The 16504-nt window shown below is 62.6% G+C and carries 13 protein-coding genes; 6 read left to right on the top strand and 7 right to left on the bottom strand.

Annotation, left to right across the window (positions count from 1 at the left end; all coding sequences use genetic code 11):
- Positions 1-142 precede the first annotated feature (142 nt).
- Complete coding sequence (locus HNP00_RS05935) at positions 143-925, top strand: LysM peptidoglycan-binding domain-containing protein (RefSeq protein WP_184736962.1); 783 nt, start codon at positions 143-145, stop codon at positions 923-925.
- Positions 926-997: 72 nt separating this feature from the next.
- Positions 998-1513 (top strand): Rv3235 family protein, encoded by a 516-nt coding sequence (locus HNP00_RS05930; protein WP_221451242.1) that lies wholly within the window; start codon positions 998-1000, stop codon positions 1511-1513.
- An 88-nt stretch (positions 1514-1601) separates the two neighbouring features.
- Here the strand turns inward: HNP00_RS05930 and secA are convergent, their stop codons facing one another.
- From secA to mtrA, 7 genes are all read right to left on the bottom strand, one after another.
- On the bottom strand, positions 1602-4346 hold the full coding sequence (gene secA / locus HNP00_RS05925; protein ID WP_184736960.1) for a preprotein translocase subunit SecA: 2745 nt from the start codon (positions 4344-4346) through the stop codon (positions 1602-1604).
- 133 nt (positions 4347-4479) lie between these two features.
- Positions 4480-5721 (bottom strand): winged helix-turn-helix domain-containing protein, encoded by a 1242-nt coding sequence (locus HNP00_RS05920; protein ID WP_184736957.1) that lies wholly within the window; start codon positions 5719-5721, stop codon positions 4480-4482.
- 32 nt (positions 5722-5753) lie between these two features.
- Positions 5754-6479 carry a ribosome hibernation-promoting factor, HPF/YfiA family gene (gene hpf, locus HNP00_RS05915; RefSeq protein ID WP_184736955.1) on the bottom strand — a complete coding sequence of 242 codons (726 nt, stop codon included), beginning with the start codon at positions 6477-6479 and terminating at the stop codon, positions 5754-5756.
- A gap of 162 nt (positions 6480-6641) precedes the next feature.
- Positions 6642-7529, bottom strand: a complete 888-nt coding sequence (locus HNP00_RS05910) for a ComF family protein (RefSeq protein WP_184736954.1) — start codon at positions 7527-7529, stop codon at positions 6642-6644.
- 206 nt (positions 7530-7735) lie between these two features.
- The gene (locus HNP00_RS05905) at positions 7736-9472 is read right to left on the bottom strand and encodes an LpqB family beta-propeller domain-containing protein (protein ID WP_184736952.1); all 1737 of its coding nucleotides are present in this window, start codon (positions 9470-9472) and stop codon (positions 7736-7738) included.
- Positions 9469-11457: an MtrAB system histidine kinase MtrB gene (gene mtrB / locus HNP00_RS05900; RefSeq protein ID WP_184736950.1), complete on the bottom strand. Its 1989-nt coding sequence runs from the start codon at positions 11455-11457 to the stop codon at positions 9469-9471. Before mtrB ends, HNP00_RS05905 begins: the two co-directional genes overlap by 4 nt.
- Entirely contained in the window at positions 11429-12103 is a 675-nt protein-coding gene (gene mtrA, locus HNP00_RS05895) for an MtrAB system response regulator MtrA (protein ID WP_184736948.1), read from the bottom strand. The genes mtrB and mtrA overlap by 29 nt, the downstream gene beginning before the upstream one ends.
- 177 nt (positions 12104-12280) lie before the next feature.
- Here mtrA and HNP00_RS05890 point away from each other — a divergent pair, with 177 nt between their 5' ends.
- Genes HNP00_RS05890 through HNP00_RS05875 form a run of 4 tightly spaced genes read left to right on the top strand, consistent with a single transcriptional unit; the run spans position 12281 to position 16483 of the window.
- The gene (locus HNP00_RS05890; RefSeq protein WP_221451241.1) at positions 12281-13510 is read left to right on the top strand and encodes a hypothetical protein; all 1230 of its coding nucleotides are present in this window, start codon (positions 12281-12283) and stop codon (positions 13508-13510) included.
- Positions 13471-14193 (top strand): DUF4129 domain-containing protein, encoded by a 723-nt coding sequence (locus HNP00_RS05885; protein WP_260404798.1) that lies wholly within the window; start codon positions 13471-13473, stop codon positions 14191-14193. Before HNP00_RS05890 ends, HNP00_RS05885 begins: the two co-directional genes overlap by 40 nt.
- Positions 14190-15431 (top strand): DUF4350 domain-containing protein, encoded by a 1242-nt coding sequence (locus HNP00_RS05880; RefSeq protein ID WP_184736945.1) that lies wholly within the window; start codon positions 14190-14192, stop codon positions 15429-15431. Before HNP00_RS05885 ends, HNP00_RS05880 begins: the two co-directional genes overlap by 4 nt.
- Entirely contained in the window at positions 15428-16483 is a 1056-nt protein-coding gene (locus HNP00_RS05875) for a MoxR family ATPase (protein WP_184736943.1), read from the top strand. The genes HNP00_RS05880 and HNP00_RS05875 overlap by 4 nt, the downstream gene beginning before the upstream one ends.
- Positions 16484-16504 lie beyond the last annotated feature (21 nt).

The following is a 16504-nucleotide window of genomic DNA, read 5'->3' as shown; positions in this document are numbered from 1 at the left end:
CGTCAGCGTAAGCGGGCAGGCTGTGTGGGTCAATCTTCGTTCATCGGCATTCGACTTCTAGACAAGTGATGCTTTGTGTGGTCAAAATGGTTCAAGATATATCAAACTGCATCAAATGCCATCAATTGGGTAAGGGGAACCCATGGAACAGACCAACACAACCATTCGGAACGACGCTGCGATGGCAGCGACCATCCTGATTCTCGGCCTTTCGCTCGCTGCCACCGGCCTGATCCTGACTGACCGATGGCAGGCCGCAGCAGGCCGTCACCAAACACCCATGGCTGAAGATTTCCTAGGATTTGTTGCGACCGGCGTCGGTCTGGCGATCGTCGCCTGGTGGATAGCGACATTACTCCTGGCGGTTGCCGCCGCGGTCTTCCAGCAATCGGGTACAGGCCGCACCACCCGCACCGCTGCCAAACTCAGCCCCGCCTTCATGCGCAGGCTGGCAGCAGCAATTCTTGGCCTGAATCTGGTGGGAATTCCGATGGCAAATGCAGCCCCCTCACCAGTTGAACCCGCGTGGAGCCCGGCTGCCGAAACCACACTATCCACCAGCATTTCCGCCCAGTGGGCACCAGCCCCCTCTACGCACCCTTCAACCCTGCCATCAATTGCGTCCGATCCTTCGAAGGTCGAGCCGCGCTGGCAACCCCGTGCAACCACCGGCGAGCCGGGGCTCCTGGGATCCGTACCGCAGCGGACCGCGGAAGAGCCAGTCTCCCCGGGTCAGGGCACTGTGGTGGTGAGCCGGGGCGATTCATTATGGTCAATTGCGGCGCGGCAGCTTGGCCCGATGGCCAGCGACGTCGACATTGCCCTCCACTGGCCAAAGTGGCACGCCGCAAACCGACAAGTCATAGGAGACGACCCTGGGCTCCTGTTCCCTGGTCAAATCCTCCAACCACCGCCCCGTACCTGAGCCGCCGGAACCACACCGTCCGCTGCCAACCCGCCATCCGCCAGCAACCCATCGATTCAATCGAGGAAATCCATGAGCGCAACATCAGCTATCCATGCCCTGCCCGATGCATCCCGGACGGTGACTTCGCCACGAATCGTTCCTCCAGCAACCGGGGAATCGTCTCGCGCCACAGCCCGGCCGGGGAGTTCTTCCGCTACGGGGCGGTCTTCTGCCCGCAAGGTGGCCGACGTGATCAGCCTTGATGGTGAATTGCGCACGCTGGCCCGCAGTATCGCCCAGGCCTCAATCGAAGTCCTTGCGGGCACGCGGCCTGTCCAGCAGCTCTCGCGGTCCCTGGACCCGCGATGCCTCAGCGCACTCCAGCACCGGGCGGCACTGACGCGAGCCCATGCGGCCCGGTCCCTGGCCGGACGATCACGGCTTCACCGCAGTCCGGTGGTCCGCTCAGTTCGTGTCTGCACCGTGAAGGAGGGAGTGTACGAGGCAAGCGTGGTTATCTCCGAAGAACTCCGCTCCCGCGCCGTAGCCATGCGGCTTGAAGGAAGCAATGGCGCGTGGAAGGTCACTGCCCTCGAAATTGGCTGACGCAGCGTCCCCTAGGACGTCTCGGGAAACGGAGAAGGACCAGAACAGAGGTTCTGGTCCTTCTCCGTTTCGCAGCGTACGGCCGGGGTCAGCGGCGCTTCTTCTTGCTGGTCCCGCGCTGCTTGTCTTCGGCGGCGGCCTTGGCGGGGTTGCCCGAGCGCCCCGAGGACCGGCCTTCCACCCGGGTCTGGCTCGCACCGTCTTCACCGGGCGCCGTGTACTGCAGCTGAACCGGTTTCTCCGGAGCTTCGAGGCCGGCCGCGCGAATTTGCGGATCGTGATGTTCGACGTGACCGCCTTCGGGGCTGCCGTCGACGATCACCACGTCTTCGGCGGGCGTTACTTCGACTTCCAGGTTGTAGAGGAAGCCGACGCTCTCCTCTCGGATGGCCTCCATCATGCTCTGGAACATCATGAATCCTTCGCGCTGGTACTCGACGAGGGGATCCCTTTGGGCCATGGCGCGCAGGCCAATGCCCTCTTTGAGGTAGTCCATCTCATAGAGGTGTTCCTGCCACTTGCGTCCAAGGACCGAGAGGACAACCCTGCGCTCAAGCTCGCGCATGTTCTCGGCGCCAATGGCTTCTTCCCGCTCCTTGTAAACGAGCTGCGCGTCAGAAAGGATCTCGTTTTTGAGGAATTCAACGGACACGCGGGCCTTGCCGCCGGCTTCGTCAATGATGTCCTGGGCCGTAACAGTCACCGGGTACAGCGTCTTGAGGTTGGTCCACAGCTGGTGGAAGTCCCAATCATCGCCGGTTCCGTCCGCGGTCGCGGCATCGATCAGGGCGTTGATGGTGTCTTCGAGGAAGAACTGGACCTTTTCGTGCAGATCGTCGCCTTCCAGGATCCTGCGACGGTCGCCGTAGATGGCTTCACGCTGGCGGTTCAGGACGTCGTCGTACTTGAGGACGTTCTTACGCTGCTCAGCGTTCCGCCCTTCAACCTGGCCCTGGGCCGAAGCGATTGCACGGGACACAAGCTTGGATTCGAGGGCAACGTCGTCCGGCACCGAGCTGTTCATAAGGCGCTCGGCGGCACCGGAGTTGAAGAGCCTCATGAGGTCGTCGGTCAGCGAGAGGTAGAAACGGGACTCCCCCGGGTCACCCTGGCGGCCCGAGCGGCCACGGAGCTGGTTGTCGATGCGACGGGATTCGTGGCGCTCCGTGCCCAATACATACAGCCCGCCAAGTTCAAGCACTTCCTCATGCTCGTCCTTGACCGCCTGCTTGGCTGCTTCGAGTGCTTCCGGCCACGCGGCCTCGTACTCCTCGGAGTTTTCTTCAGGGTCCAGGCCCCGCTCTGCAAGATCGGCGATGGCCGTGAACTCGGCATTTCCGCCCAGCATGATGTCAGTACCACGGCCGGCCATGTTGGTAGCGACCGTGACGGCGCCCTTGCGTCCCGCTTGCGCGACAATGGCGGCCTCGCGTGCATGGTTCTTTGCGTTCAGGACCTCGTGCCTGATGCCTTCCTTGGCCAGCAGCTTGGCGAGGTATTCGCTCTTCTCCACGCTCGTGGTACCGACGAGCACGGGTTGGCCTTTTTCGTGCCGCTCCGCGATGTCGTTCACCACGGCTTCGAACTTCACGATTTCGTTCTTGTACACGAGGTCCGACTGATCGATGCGCTGCATGTCCCGGTTAGTGGGGATGGGCACCACACCAAGCTTGTACGTGCTCATGAACTCGGCGGCTTCGGTCTCAGCCGTACCGGTCATGCCCGAGAGCTTGGAGTACATGCGGAAGTAGTTCTGCAGTGTCACCGTGGCGAGGGTCTGGTTCTCAGCCTTGATCTCGACGTTTTCCTTGGCCTCGATCGCTTGGTGCATGCCCTCGTTGTAACGCCGTCCCGCGAGGATACGGCCAGTGTGCTCGTCAACGATGAGTACTTCGCCGTCCAGGATGACGTAGTCCTTGTCCCGCTTGAAGAGCTCCTTTGCCTTGATGGCGTTGTTCAGGAAGCCAATGAGCGGGGTGTTGGCGGATTCGTAGAGGTTCTGGATGCCGAGGTAGTCCTCGACCTTCTCAATGCCGGCTTCGAGGACACCGATGGTGCGCTTCTTTTCGTCGACTTCGTAGTCGGTCTCCGGCTGGAGACGCAACACGACCTTGGCGAATTCGCTGTACCAGCGGTTGGTGTCACCTTGGGCAGGACCGGAAATAATGAGCGGGGTGCGGGCCTCGTCAATGAGGATGGAGTCCACTTCGTCGACAATCGCGAAGTTGTGGCCGCGCTGTACGAGCTCGGATTTGTCCCACGCCATGTTGTCGCGCAGGTAGTCGAAACCGAATTCGTTGTTGGTGCCATAGGTAATATCGGCAGCGTACATCTGCCGGCGCACTGATGGGTCCTGGTTGGAGAGGATGCATCCGCTGGTGAGGCCCAGGAAGCGGTAGACGCGGCCCATGAGCTCGGACTGGTATTCGGCGAGGTAGTCGTTGACTGTGACGACATGCACACCGTTGCCTGTAAGGGCATTGAGGTAGGCCGGAGCAGTGGCCACGAGGGTCTTGCCTTCACCGGTTTTCATCTCGGCGATATTGCCTAGGTGAAGGGCAGCCCCACCCATGAGCTGGACATCGAAGTGGCGCATCCCGAGCGTGCGGGAGGAAGCTTCACGCACAGCCGCGAAAGCCTCGGGCAAGAGCTCGTCCAGCTGCTCACCGTCCTCGTGACGGGCACGGAGCCTGTCCGTCTCTTCGCGCAATTCGGCGTCGGAGAAGGTCTTGAAAGAGTCTTCGAGGGCGTTGATGGAATCGGCATAGGTCCGCAGTTGCCTCAGGGTTTTTTTGTCACCCGTGCGGAGAAGTTTTTCGATAAGTGATGCCACGTAAAGTTGCTCCCAGTCTCAAGCTGCCGAATTCTGGCGGTTTCAGTCTACGGGAGAGACCAACGCCACGCGGCCTCGTTCCCCTGAGAGCGGAGAGCCGGGCGCCGGGCGCGCCTGGGGACACCCCGGGAATTCAGTTTCGGGCCGCTGCCGAGGCCAGCGCCGGGGAGAGATCACCGCCCGGTGACACGACGACGTCGTCGAGCCCGAGCCAATCGGCCATGAGCCGCAGCTCCGCGGAGAGCTCGACGGCGGTGTCCCCCGGCGCGTTCGGTTCACCATGTGCGGCGCGCACCAGAAGCTGCTTGGCTGAGCGGTCGGCTTTAAGGTCTACTCGGGCGACCGCTGCATCCCGGAGGAGGAACGGCAGGACGTAGTAACCGAACTTGCGCCTCTCCGCAGGCGTGTAGATTTCGATCCGGTAGTGGAACCCGAACAGCTCCTCAAGCCTCCGGCGCTCAAAGACCAGGGAGTCAAACGGGCTGAGCAGCGCCCGGGCGGTGGCACTGCGGGGAAGCCGGGCTTCCACGTGCCGATACACCGGCCGGTCCCAGCCCCGCACAGTGACCGGTTCCAGGCGCCCCGCGGCAACGAGCCTGCTGAGCGATGCTGCAGCAGGCTTCACCGGAGTCCGGAAGTAATCGGCGAAGCAACGGATTGTTCCGATGCCGTGGGCCTGGGCTGCGGCGTCGATCAGCCGGTCCATGGCCGCCGCTGGGAGATCAGCGTCACCGTCCTGGAAACCTCCCATGCGGCCGTTGACTGCAGGAGATCCCGCGGGCAGGACCCTCGACGTCAGGGTGTACCGCCGCTCGAACTGCTCCGTCCTCGACGCAGCCGTCACGAGCCCCTCTTCAAACAAGTGCTCCAAAACCTGTTTGACCAAGTTCCAATTCCAACCCCAGTTGTCGTGCTGCCGCTCTTCCTCGTGCCCCAGGTGCGCGGTCAATTGGGCGGCCGTCATGGGGCGCCCGCTTGCGAGCGCGTCGAGGATACGGCTCGCCATATCCTCCCGGATTCCGCGCTCCAGGTGGGCCGCGCCCACCCAGGTACGGTTTTGCCACAGCAGCAGGTCCTGAAAGTGCTCAGGGCGGATGAAGCTGGCCTCGTGCGCCCAGTACTCCATCATGCGCCGCGGACTTCGCCCGGCCATTGTATGGAGGATGCTTCGGTCATACTTGCCGAGCCTTGAGAAAAAGGGGAGGTAGTGGCTGCGCGTAAGGACATTGACGGAGTCGATCTGCACCACTTGGAGCCGGGCAAAGGTGCGGCCCACCGTCCGTGAACTCACGGGGCCGGTGGGCCGTTCCTTGTCCAGTCCTTGGGCTGCCAATGCGATCCGCCGTGCCTGCAACAGGCTCAGCGAAGCGGCCATGCCAGTCCTTTCATGGGAGATACGAATGTTGCCTAGGCTCTGGCAGCCTGGTCATTCGAGCGGTAAGCGTGGATCTTTTCCTCCACGGGTTCGTCTCCTGGCTCGCACGTGGAGTCGAGGGTGATTACTCCATATGTCCAGCCGCGGCGGCGATAGACAACCGACGGGGTGTTGGTTTCCTTGTCCACGAACAGGTAGAAATTGTGGCCCACCAATTCCATGTTGTCCACCGCGTCATCAAGGGTGAGCGAAGCGGCGGGGAAGACCTTGCGACGAATCAGGACCGGGGAATCGCCGGCCGGAATGTCGTTGTCGACATCATAGGGCGAGGTCTCCACCGGTGGCGTCGTTGGCTCCTGGTGGTTGCTTGCTTCTACGTAGATGGGTTCGCTCGCACTAGCGGGCTCGAGCGCCGCGGTGGCCTCACGGACGGCTTTGGGCGTGTGGCGGCCATGGTGGACCTTCTTGCGGTCCTTGGCCCGGCGGAGTCTTTCCAGAAGCTTGCTATAGGCGAGATCAAAGGCGGCAAACTTGTCAGCGGCGCTCGCTTCGGCCCGGATCACAGGGCCCCGGCCCAGAACTGTAACTTCCACCGTGAGCTGGCCCGGTGTCTGACGGGGGTTGGTTTCCTTGGAAACCTTTGCGTCAACCCTCTGGACCTTGTCCCCAAGCGATTCAATCTTTGAAATCTTCTCGCCTGCATACTCGCGGAAGCGATCCGAAACGGTCAGATTACGGCCGCTGATCATGAACTCCATGGTGCCCTCCAAACAACTCAGGTGACACGATAAGGGCGCTTCTTGGGGCTGATCTGACGGACAGTCGAGCCCCTTTCCGAGCCGCTATCGACAGGTACATCTGTTCTTGGTACCCATAACCGACGTTAGTTCATCGCCACGGGTAATTCACCCTTTCGTCACTTATTTTTTGTTTGAGTCGATTTTGGGTTGCCCAGGGCGCATCTGGGAGAACTCGTTTCCCGCCGGGGGTCTAGTGGCCGCGAGGACAACGGCGCCACACACCGTGCCGCCCGCCGCCGATACGGCCCGCGCAGCTTCGGCCAGGGTGGCGCCCGTGGTGAGGACGTCGTCGACGATGATGCATACCCGGCCTTCCAAAGAACCTTTCCGGAAAAGCCGAATGGTCATGGAGCCGCGGACGCGGCGCGCACGGTCTCCACGGCCCAAGCCCTTTTGTCCGCTTCCTGGCGCCGGCGCCCCAACGCCAACACCAGCCCGTTGCGAGGCTTTCACAACCTGGCCCGCAAAACCTTGGAACCGGGCCAGCAGGGCCGGCATGAGGGTCTGCACCGCAATCCCGGGCCTCCCCTTCTTCAAGGCATCCTTCACCTCCAGGCCTGGCAAGGCACCCTGGCGCCGCAAGCGGCCGAGCAAGAGATGGACCGGACTGAATCCACGGCGCCGGAAGGCCGCGTTGCTGCTGGGCACCGGGACCACACAGATGTCCACCTTGTCTCCAACGGCTGCCCGTATGGCCTTCCCCAAAGCAGGCGCGAGCGTTGAGGCCAGTTGTCCTTGGCCTAGATGCTTGAAAGACAGGAGTGCTTGAGCAAGTTCGTCCCGATAGTGGCCGGCTGCGACAACAGGCAGGAGCACGGAGCCATCCACCGTAAGCAAGGCCGGTGCTTGCCCTTCAGCGCGGAAAGGGCGCTTGCACAAAAGACGTAGCTGCCGCGCACATCCGCCACAGAGCGCCGAATCCTCGGCACCGCAGCACGTGCATTCCACGGGAGCCAGAACAGCCAGCAACTCAGTGAGGGCATCACCCAAGCCCTGTCCGAGCCGCATCAAACGAGCAGGATGAATTCCCCGATGACGCGCGGCGTGGCTCCGGACAACAAGATCAGGATCGCACGCCCGGCGGTGCCTGTTGTCATTCCCCATGCCCCAAGCATCCGGTTTCTGCCCCACAGCCAACAGCACCGAACGTGCGCATGTGGATAACACCTATGCGGACAACAGGCTATGTGGAGAACGTGACGGCAAAAGGGACCCTAGCCCGGGAAAGCCGGGTCCACCGGACCCTTGAGTTGGAGTTCCCAACCATTGCCCACCCGCTGGAACACCCCGGCCGCCGACTGTCCAAAAATCTGGTCGGGCCCGTTGCCGGCACTGATGGTTGTCAGGCTCGGCCAAGCCGGTAACAGCTGCGGCTGGCTGGACGTGAGGGACAGCAGTTCAGGAACAACGTTTTGACTGGATGAAGCCTTCATCACGGCAACTGTCGTGGAATTGACCCAAACGCCTTGATCGGCAGGAGCTGAAGAAATCAAGGTAATCGGGGCGGTCAGATCCTTGGGTGTGCCGTCAGGATTCCGGACGATGCCGGTCACTTGCACCGACGACTTACCGTTCATTTCGGAGATGACCAGGGCGCGCGCTCCCTCCCGGGATATGCGGAAATCCCTCACCACGCGCCCGGCCAGCCATGCCGGGGTCATCGTCACGCTGGGGACAGGCTGGCCTTGCGCAACGTTGGATGGCTTGAATGCCACGACCTCGGTGGCGCCGCTGGCTCCCGGCCCTGCCGTCCAGACCCAGTCCTGTGGACTGAACGAGGGATGGCTCAGGGTGCTCCTTGTGGTCAACTGACGTGCGGGCTGGCCCGGAATGATCGAATAAAGGACGGTTCCAGCGTCATTGAGGAAGGCCACCGCCTGGGATGTCGGGGACTCTGCGGGAGCCTTCGGGTTCAGTCCGGCCACCGGCTGCATGTCCGGGAGGGGCGAGATTCTGTTGTTCTCGTAGCGCACCAGTTCGTTGTTGCTGACTGCGATTTGGCGGGCAGGTGCACTCTTCTCGAGCACCGGGGGCAGGACCGAGCCATTGTCTTCCACCCGGACAAGGTCCTGGTCCGCCCGGAGCTGAACGTTCACCACATCCGGTTGGCTGCGGAACGTCAGCGCCAGCTGATTCTGCATGCGCTGCCTGTCTTCGGCAGAGGCGTCCACGAGTTCCTTTGCGGACAAGTCAACTTGGGCTGCTCCCGAAACAACGGGCACCGATTCCCTGGCCAGCTTCATGCCCGAAGGAAAGGCACTGACGACGGCGCCCCGCAGGTAAGGCGCCGGACCGGCTAGCAATGCACTGGTCATCGCCTTGACGGTGTTCTTCTTGATGAACCAGCGGATATCCGGAACCGCGTACGCAAAAGTGGGGTCGTAGAAATAGATGGGCTGGGCCGCATAGATGACTTTGAACGTCTCTTCCGGGATCGCTGTACCGTCCGGAACTGCTGAGATCCGCCACTCGCCGTCGACCTGTTCCAAAGTCACCGGAATTGTCTCAGTGGTTCCCTCAGGAAACTGTGAGGCAACACCGTCGGCGTCGACGGCGTAAGCGAGATCGAGCTGGTACTTGAACTCATTTTCCACGCCGGTTTTGACGACTGTCGCTTTGCGGAAAACGAGTGTGCGCTTATCGGATTTCCAGCTGACGGATAGCGACTGCGTCAGGTACTGCCGGGCCACAGCATAGTCGCCTTCGTAGCCGCTGCCAGCACCGTAGAAGTCTTCAATGATGGACGCGGGGCTGGCTCCGGGGTGGGGCGGCGGCGGGAAGAAGACGGGAGCGTTCGGGTTGCCCGCGCTTTCGTCCTTGCTCTTCCCCACTGGACCGGAGCGTGGGATTTGCGCGCAGGAACTGAGGACAACCACGAGGACTGCAAGAACGGCGATTGTAGCCCTCAGCAGATAAGGGCGTCGGGACGAATACGAGCGTCGGGAACTCATAGTGCCGTGTCCCCCGTCTTGTCGGCATCGTCCTTGCGAGCCGGAGGCAAGGCAGGAGGAAGCGCCGGAGGCGTCGCGGAAGGGCCGTTCAGTTCCTGATCCGCACGGGACCCCTGCTCCGGCGGGGCTTCGCCTGCATCCAAGACGAGCATGTGGCGTTCGGGAGCGGCGCCTGGCAAGTGGATATCTGCGGCTTCAAGCTGCAAGGGGGATTTCACAATGGTGCCTCCCTTCTTGAGAGGCAAGGTCAAGCGGAAGTTCGAACCGGATCCTTTGCGGCCCCAAGCCTGAAGCCACCCGTTGTGAAGCTTGGTGTCCTCCGCGGCGATGGAAAGTCCAAGGCCGCTGCCGCCGGTTGTCCTGGCGCGGGCGGGATCGGCACGCCAGAAGCGATCGAAGACCCGCGCAGCTTCCGCGGGGCTCATCCCTATGCCGAAGTCGCGCACTGAAACAGCGACCGCTTCGTGGTTGGCTGCGACGGAGACATGGACGGGTTTCCCCTCGCCGTGTTCGACGGCGTTGAGCAGCAGGTTCCGAAGGATGCGGTCGATCCGGCGGGAATCCATATCCACGATGATGCGTTTGTGGCGGGAGGTAAGACGGACTTCCGAGCCGTACTCCGCGGCGACTGGCGAGGCGCTGTCGATGACATGGGATACCACTTGGAGGATGTCGGTCGGCTCGGAGTCCAGGACAGCAGCACCTGCGTCGAAGCGTGAGATCTCCAGCAGGTCCGAGAGTAAGGATTGGAAACGCTCCACCTGGTTGTACAGGAGTTCTGCAGAGCGCTTATTGATGGGGTCGAAATCATCCCGGGCGTCGAACAGCACTTCCGCCGCCATCCGGACTGTCGTGAGCGGGGTCCGCAATTCATGCGACACATCGGAAACGAATCGCTGCTGCATCTGGGACAAGGTGGCCAACTGCGTAATTTGTTCCTGAAGGCTCGCAGCCATGTGGTTGAAGGAGGCGCCCAGCCTGGCCACCTCATCTTCACCCTTGACCACCATGCGCTCCTGCAACTGGCCTGCGGCCAGCTTCTCGGAGACGACGGCGGCGTGGCTCACCGGGCTCACGACGTTCCTGGTCACATACCAGGCAATACCGCCGATCATCAGGATGAGGGCGGCGCCACCCGCCCACAGCACATTCTGGATTTCGTCCAGGGTTTGTTGGGCGGTATCCAGGTCGTAGAGGAGATACAGCTCGTAGACGGTTCCATTGAAGGTGACCTTGTTTCCGACGGCGATGCCCGGGTGATCCTGGTTGCCGACCGGAAACTCCGTGGAAGCCCAGTACTGGTCCTTGCCCGATTCCTGGACCGATTTGCGGAGCGCCGGGGGGATGACGCGGACCGTCAATTGGTCCGAGGCCCGCGATTCCACCCAGCGGTTGCGCGGCTTGGTTTGTTCGGGCATGGCTTCGAAGACGTATCGCCGCTGGATGACCGAGCCGTTGCCTTCCACAGCCTTAAGGGTGTCGTAGACGAGGGTGATGACGCTCGACTGGTCGTTGGCCTGTGAACCGTCGAAGGTGTCCTGCACTTGCTTGACGTAGTAACGGCTCTCAGATTCGGCTTGCTTCAGGCGCTCCTGGAACAGGTTGTTCGCAATTTGGTTTGAGAGGTACGCGCCGACCACCGCAAACGACACGACCGACAGCACGATCGTCACGGCCACGGTCCTGAATTCAAGCGAGCGGCGCCAACGCCGCAGGAGGGCGCGCCACAAATACCGGATTCCTGGACGAATGTGGCGAAGCCCGGTCACCACAAGACGGGAGACGCGAAGCGCCAGGATCAGGGCCCGGCGAGTCCAAATTCGAGTACGCTCCAGGACCCAGGGGAGGTTTAGTGCCCGGGCGTCGGTGTGTTCCGGGACAGGATGTCCGGCAACGGGGCGTTTGACCTCGGTCGATGCCGCCGCTTGGTCAGTGCCGGGTTCGCCGCTGGAAGACTCAGGAGCCTGCTTTATATCCGACACCACGAACCGTCAATACAACTTCGGGGGCTTCCGGATCACGCTCGATCTTGGACCGCAGCCGCTGGACATGGACGTTGACCAGCCGGGTGTCGGCAGCGTGGCGGTACCCCCACACCTGCTCAAGGAGCAGTTCGCGGGTGAAAACCTGCCACGGCTTGCGCGCCAGGGCGACCAAGAGGTCGAATTCCAAGGGGGTCAGCGAAATCCGCTCACCGCCGCGGGTCACCAAGTGGCCCGCGACGTCGATGGTGACATCGGCAATCCGCAGGGTCTCCGGCGCTTTCTGGTCTCCCGGGCGCAGCCTGGCGCGAACCCGTGCCACGAGTTCGGCCGGTTTGAAGGGCTTTGGCACGTAGTCATCAGCACCGGATTCAAGGCCGCGGACAACATCGGAGGTATCCGATTTGGCGGTGAGCATGACAATGGGAACGTCGGACTCCCCGCGGATCTGGCGGCACACTTCGATGCCATCCGAACCGGGCAGCATCAGGTCAAGCAGTACCAGATCAGGCTTTGAGGAACGGAATACCTCCAGCGCCTGCCCGCCGTCCGCGCAAAAAACCGGGTCGAAGCCGTCGTTCCGCAGCACGATGCCGATCATTTCAGCCAGCGCTTCGTCGTCGTCTACCACCAGGATGCGTGCCTTCATAGTTATATATTCCCTTATCACTAAGCCTTTGTCCCGTTGAGGCGGATCACGGCATGGCGCGCGGCAGAAGGCAGGCGGATTGGGCTATGAGGCGCGACGGCGGAACTATAGGCTGGAGCAAATGGTCCCTTTCCGGGGCCGTGCACTGCTGCGGACCGCATCTTTTGGGGGGAAAACGTGTCACAGCCAGATCCGGGCAACCGGCCCGAACAGGGACCGCAGCCACAGTGGGGGCCGCCGCAGTGGGGCGCCCAGCCACAGTGGGGGCCGCCGCAGTATCCAGGACAGCCGTGGGGCGTCCCGGCCGATCCGCGCTGGCCCGCCGGTGGTCCGCCGCCATATGGTCAGCCCCGCTATGTCGCTCCGCCGAAACCCGGGATCGTGCCCCTCCGGCCCCTCTTGTTTGGTGAGATCATGGACGGCGGCTTCCAGACCATCCGCCGGAACGCCAAGACCATGTTCGGTTCGGCACTTGTTGTTCAGGCAATCACCAACGCATTGAGCGGGGTGACCACACTGGGCATGCTCGGCATAGCCCAACCCCCAGTGGGTGGTTTCACCACCCAATCCGAAGCGATGCAGTACCTTGGCCCGATCCTCGGTGCCTTAGCCGGGATCCTGGGTATTTCAATGCTCGCATTGGTGCTTTCCTCGATTCTCCAAGGCGTCATGGCGATCCCCGTCGCGAGGTCGGCATTGAACCGTAGAACCGGGTTCAAGCAAATGTGGTCCCTGGCCCGCTCACGTATCTGGTCCCTTGTGGGGTTTGGTTTCCTCGTACTTGCCGGCTCATTGCTGTTCTTCGTAGCCCTGTTCGTGTTGGCCGCCCTCATCTTGACTGGGCTGGGACCGGTCGGGCTACTTTTGGTCCTGCCTTTGGGATTCGGCGCCGTCGTCGCGTATGTCTGGGTCCGCACCAAGCTGCTCGTGTCACCGTCCGCCATCACCATAGAAGAACTGGGCGTCTTCGCCGGTCTTCGGCGCTCGTGGACCCTTACGGCCAGAAATTGGTGGCGGGTCTTTGGCATCACGCTGCTGGTGGGATTCATGGTGGGCGTCATCGCGCAGGTCATCCAGATTCCGTTTAGCTTGGCGTCCGGCGGATTGACGGCCGTCTTTTCCCCTCACCCCAGCGCCGAACAAGTGACCACCACGACAGTGGTCCTGCTGGTGATTTCGCTGGTCGTCGCGGCCCTCGTGGGTGCGGTCGGCTTCGCCTTCCAAACCTCGGTTGCCGCCCTGATCTATATGGACTTACGGATGCGACGTGACGGACTGGATGTGGAGCTGCTTCGGCTTCTGGAGACCGGAGAAGATCCCGACGGCGTTCCCGGCCGCCGCGGAGCACGTCACGCTGGCGCGCAATCATGGCCGCCAACGCCCGGTCAGGGTTCGCCAACAGGATGATCCCGGCCTTCGCGTCCTTTGCCTGTCTTTTCGCAGCCTTCGAACCTCCCGTTGACCCCGACCGCGAGGAAGCCCAACGGTGGGCGGTTGAGGAACTCTCCAAGCCCAAATACGCATCGGCCAAACCCAGTTGGATCGAAGAGTTGTGGAACCAGTTCGTCGAATGGCTCCGCTCCCTGAACGGCGATTCCTTCAGCGCGCCTAATATGGCCGTGCCGGTGATTGGAGCGTTGGCGGTGGTCCTCATCGTGGTTGCCGTGATCGTGGTCAGGCCGCGGCTCAACGCCCGCAAGAAAAAATCGGCGGAGGTTTTCGACGACGCGTCGTCCGAGAATGCCGAGGCTTTCCGCGCGCGGGCATCTGCCGCAGCGGGCCGTGGAGACTGGGAAACGGCCGTCGTCGAGCAGTTCCGCGCTGTGGTTCGCTCGGCTGAGGACCGTGCAATCATTGATGCCCAAGCCGGCCGGACCGCGGACGAGGCAGCTGCCCAGTTAGGGCGCGTGTTCACGGCCGCCAGTTCGCGGCTTGAGCACGCGGCCAGGCTCTTCGACGGAGTGAAATACGGCAAGGCAGCTGCCACATCCTCCGATCACGCCGTTGTCTTGGCATTGGACACAGAGTTGTCGGCCACGAAACCTGATTTCGCCGGTCAGGCAGTCGCCGGTTTGGCGGTCCCCCGATGACTTCAGCCCCCGGCAAGGCCAAGGAACGCGGCACCTCCGAACGAGCGCCAGACCGAACTCACGATCAGGACGGGACCTTTGCCGAACAGAGTGTCCGGTGGACCGGGCGGCTGCGTGGCTGGTCGAGGCGCCATATCGCCTGGATGATCATCGGAGCGATCGTCGTGGTGCTTGGCGCCCTCACCCTGGCCCAGTCGCCCGCCAACACGGACAAGGCGCCCCTGTCTGCCCGCAATCCGGCTCCGGACGGGGCGATGGCAGCGGCCGAGGTCCTTCGCAGGCACGGAGTCACGGTTACGGAATCCGATTCGTTTGCGACCACAACTTCGCTCCTGGCCAGGAAACCAGGCGCCACCGTCTTGTTGTATGACCGCAACGGCTACCTTGACCCTTCCCAGTTACATAGTTTGCTGGAGTCGGCCGGCCGCGTAGTAGTAGTCACCCCAGGCGTCCGGACCCTGACGGGACTCAGCAGCGAGATCCGGCATGCCGGCGTGGTTCCCAACGGCACATCAACCTTGGAAGCGGGATGTGGCCAAGCGGATCCACTCGCCGCAGGGCCCGTGTCCGGAAAGAACGGGTTCCTTTACACAGGAGCGGAGGCGATTTGCTATAGGCCAGGAAGCAACGACGGCGGCATGTACGCGGCGAGCGCGGACGGACGGCTGGTGGTTCTCGGCAGCACGGCACTGCTCAGCAACGATCTTCTGCGAGAAGGGGGAAATGCCGCTTTGGCCTTCCGCACCCTTGGGTCTGCCCCGGATCTCGTCTGGTATCTCCCAGGCCTTGGAGACATACCGGGAGACGGCAAACCGCCTACGCTCAACGAATTGGCGCCACCGTGGGTGGGCTTCCTGGGTCTGTGGCTGATGGTAGTCGCACTGCTTGCCGTGCTGTGGCGTGGCAGGAGACTCGGTCCGCTCGTGTTCGAACCGCTGCCGTTGGTGGTCAAGGCCGCAGAAACTGCCGAAGGCCGCGCCCGGTTGTACCAGGACTCACGTGCGGTCGGCCGGGCAGCGGACAATCTACGGGCAGGCGCCCTGACCAGGCTGGCAAGGCACTTCCGGCTCGGTCCCGAGGTGGGAGCAGATTCCGTCATTGACACCGCGGCCCGGAGGCTGGACGTGCCTGCGCAGGAGCTCCGGATGCTGCTGGACCACCAGCCCCGCACCGAATCCGAACTGGTCCGATGGGCACAAAGCATCGAAAAACTCGAGCAGGAGGCAACAGCCGCATGAGCAATCAAGCAAACAGCTTCACCGACGGGAACTATGGCTATTCGGGAGGGGCGGCATCGCAGGGACCACCATCGCAGCAGCCGGTCCAGCACTTTGTGGAGTCCGATCCCGCCCGCAAAGCCCTGCTGGACGTCCGTCACGAAGTCGGCAAGGCCGTCGTCGGGCAGGATGCAACGGTGACTGGCATGCTCATCGCATTGCTCTGCGGGGGTCACGTCCTGCTGGAAGGCGTACCCGGGGTTGCCAAGACCCTGCTGGTGCGTGCTTTGTCCACCGCGCTCAACCTGGATACGAAACGCGTCCAGTTCACGCCGGACCTCATGCCCGGCGATGTCACCGGTTCGCTCGTCTACGATTCGCACACCTCGGAATTCACCTTCCGCGAAGGACCTGTCTTCACCAACATCATGCTGGCAGACGAAATCAACCGGACCCCTCCCAAGACCCAGGCCTCGCTGCTGGAGGCCATGGAGGAGCGCCAGGTATCAGTGGACGGGCTTTCGCGTCCCTTACCCTCGCCGTTCATTGTTGCCGCCACACAGAATCCCGTGGAGTACGAGGGCACCTATCCCCTGCCGGAAGCCCAGTTGGACCGCTTCCTCCTCAAGCTCTCCATGCCCCTGCCCGGACGTGCCGAGGAAATCGAGGTGATCCGCAGGCACTCGGAAGGCTTTGATCCGCGCAACTTGTTGGCGGCCGGGGTCAGGCCGGTGGCAGGTGCCGCCGAGCTCCAAAATGCCCGTGACGCCGTGGCCGGGGTGACGGTGGCCCCCGAAATCCTCGGATACATCGTGGACGTTGTCCGGGCGACGCGCGCTGCTCCGTCGTTCCAATTGGGGGTTTCCCCGCGCGGGGCAACGGCATTGTTGAACACTTCGCGTGCCTGGGCATGGTTGTCCGGACGTAATTTCGTCACCCCCGACGACGTCAAGGCCCTGTCCCTGCCCTGTCTTCGGCATCGCGTGGGGCTTCGCCCAGAAGCACAGATGGACGGCGTGCACGTGGATGACGTCCTGGGCAGCATCCTTGCCTCTGTCCCTGTCCCGCGCTGAAGATGAGGCGCCTCACGACTG

This window comes from Arthrobacter sp. AZCC_0090, from assembly GCF_014207375.1.
Taxonomy (GTDB): Bacteria; Actinomycetota; Actinomycetes; order Actinomycetales; family Micrococcaceae; genus Arthrobacter.
Note: the sequence above shows the minus strand (reverse complement) of the source record. Positions and strands in the feature narration are given on the sequence as shown.

Bases quoted from the DNA above. Each gene is read 5' to 3' on its own strand.
- HNP00_RS05935 (WP_184736962.1), top strand. From the start codon at position 143: ATGGAACAGACCAACACAACCATTCGGAACGACGCTGCGATGGCAGCG.
- HNP00_RS05930 (WP_221451242.1), top strand. From the start codon at position 998: ATGAGCGCAACATCAGCTATCCATGCCCTGCCCGATGCATCCCGGACG.
- HNP00_RS05920 (WP_184736957.1), bottom strand. From the start codon at position 5,721: ATGGCCGCTTCGCTGAGCCTGTTGCAGGCACGGCGGATCGCATTGGCA.
- hpf (WP_184736955.1), bottom strand. From the start codon at position 6,479: ATGGAGTTCATGATCAGCGGCCGTAATCTGACCGTTTCGGATCGCTTC.
- HNP00_RS05910 (WP_184736954.1), bottom strand. From the start codon at position 7,529: ATGCGGCTCGGACAGGGCTTGGGTGATGCCCTCACTGAGTTGCTGGCT.
- HNP00_RS05905 (WP_184736952.1), bottom strand. From the start codon at position 9,472: ATGAGTTCCCGACGCTCGTATTCGTCCCGACGCCCTTATCTGCTGAGG.
- mtrA (WP_184736948.1), bottom strand. From the start codon at position 12,103: ATGAAGGCACGCATCCTGGTGGTAGACGACGACGAAGCGCTGGCTGAA.
- HNP00_RS05885 (WP_260404798.1), top strand. From the start codon at position 13,471: ATGGCCGCCAACGCCCGGTCAGGGTTCGCCAACAGGATGATCCCGGCC.
- HNP00_RS05880 (WP_184736945.1), top strand. From the start codon at position 14,190: ATGACTTCAGCCCCCGGCAAGGCCAAGGAACGCGGCACCTCCGAACGA.
- HNP00_RS05875 (WP_184736943.1), top strand. From the start codon at position 15,428: ATGAGCAATCAAGCAAACAGCTTCACCGACGGGAACTATGGCTATTCG.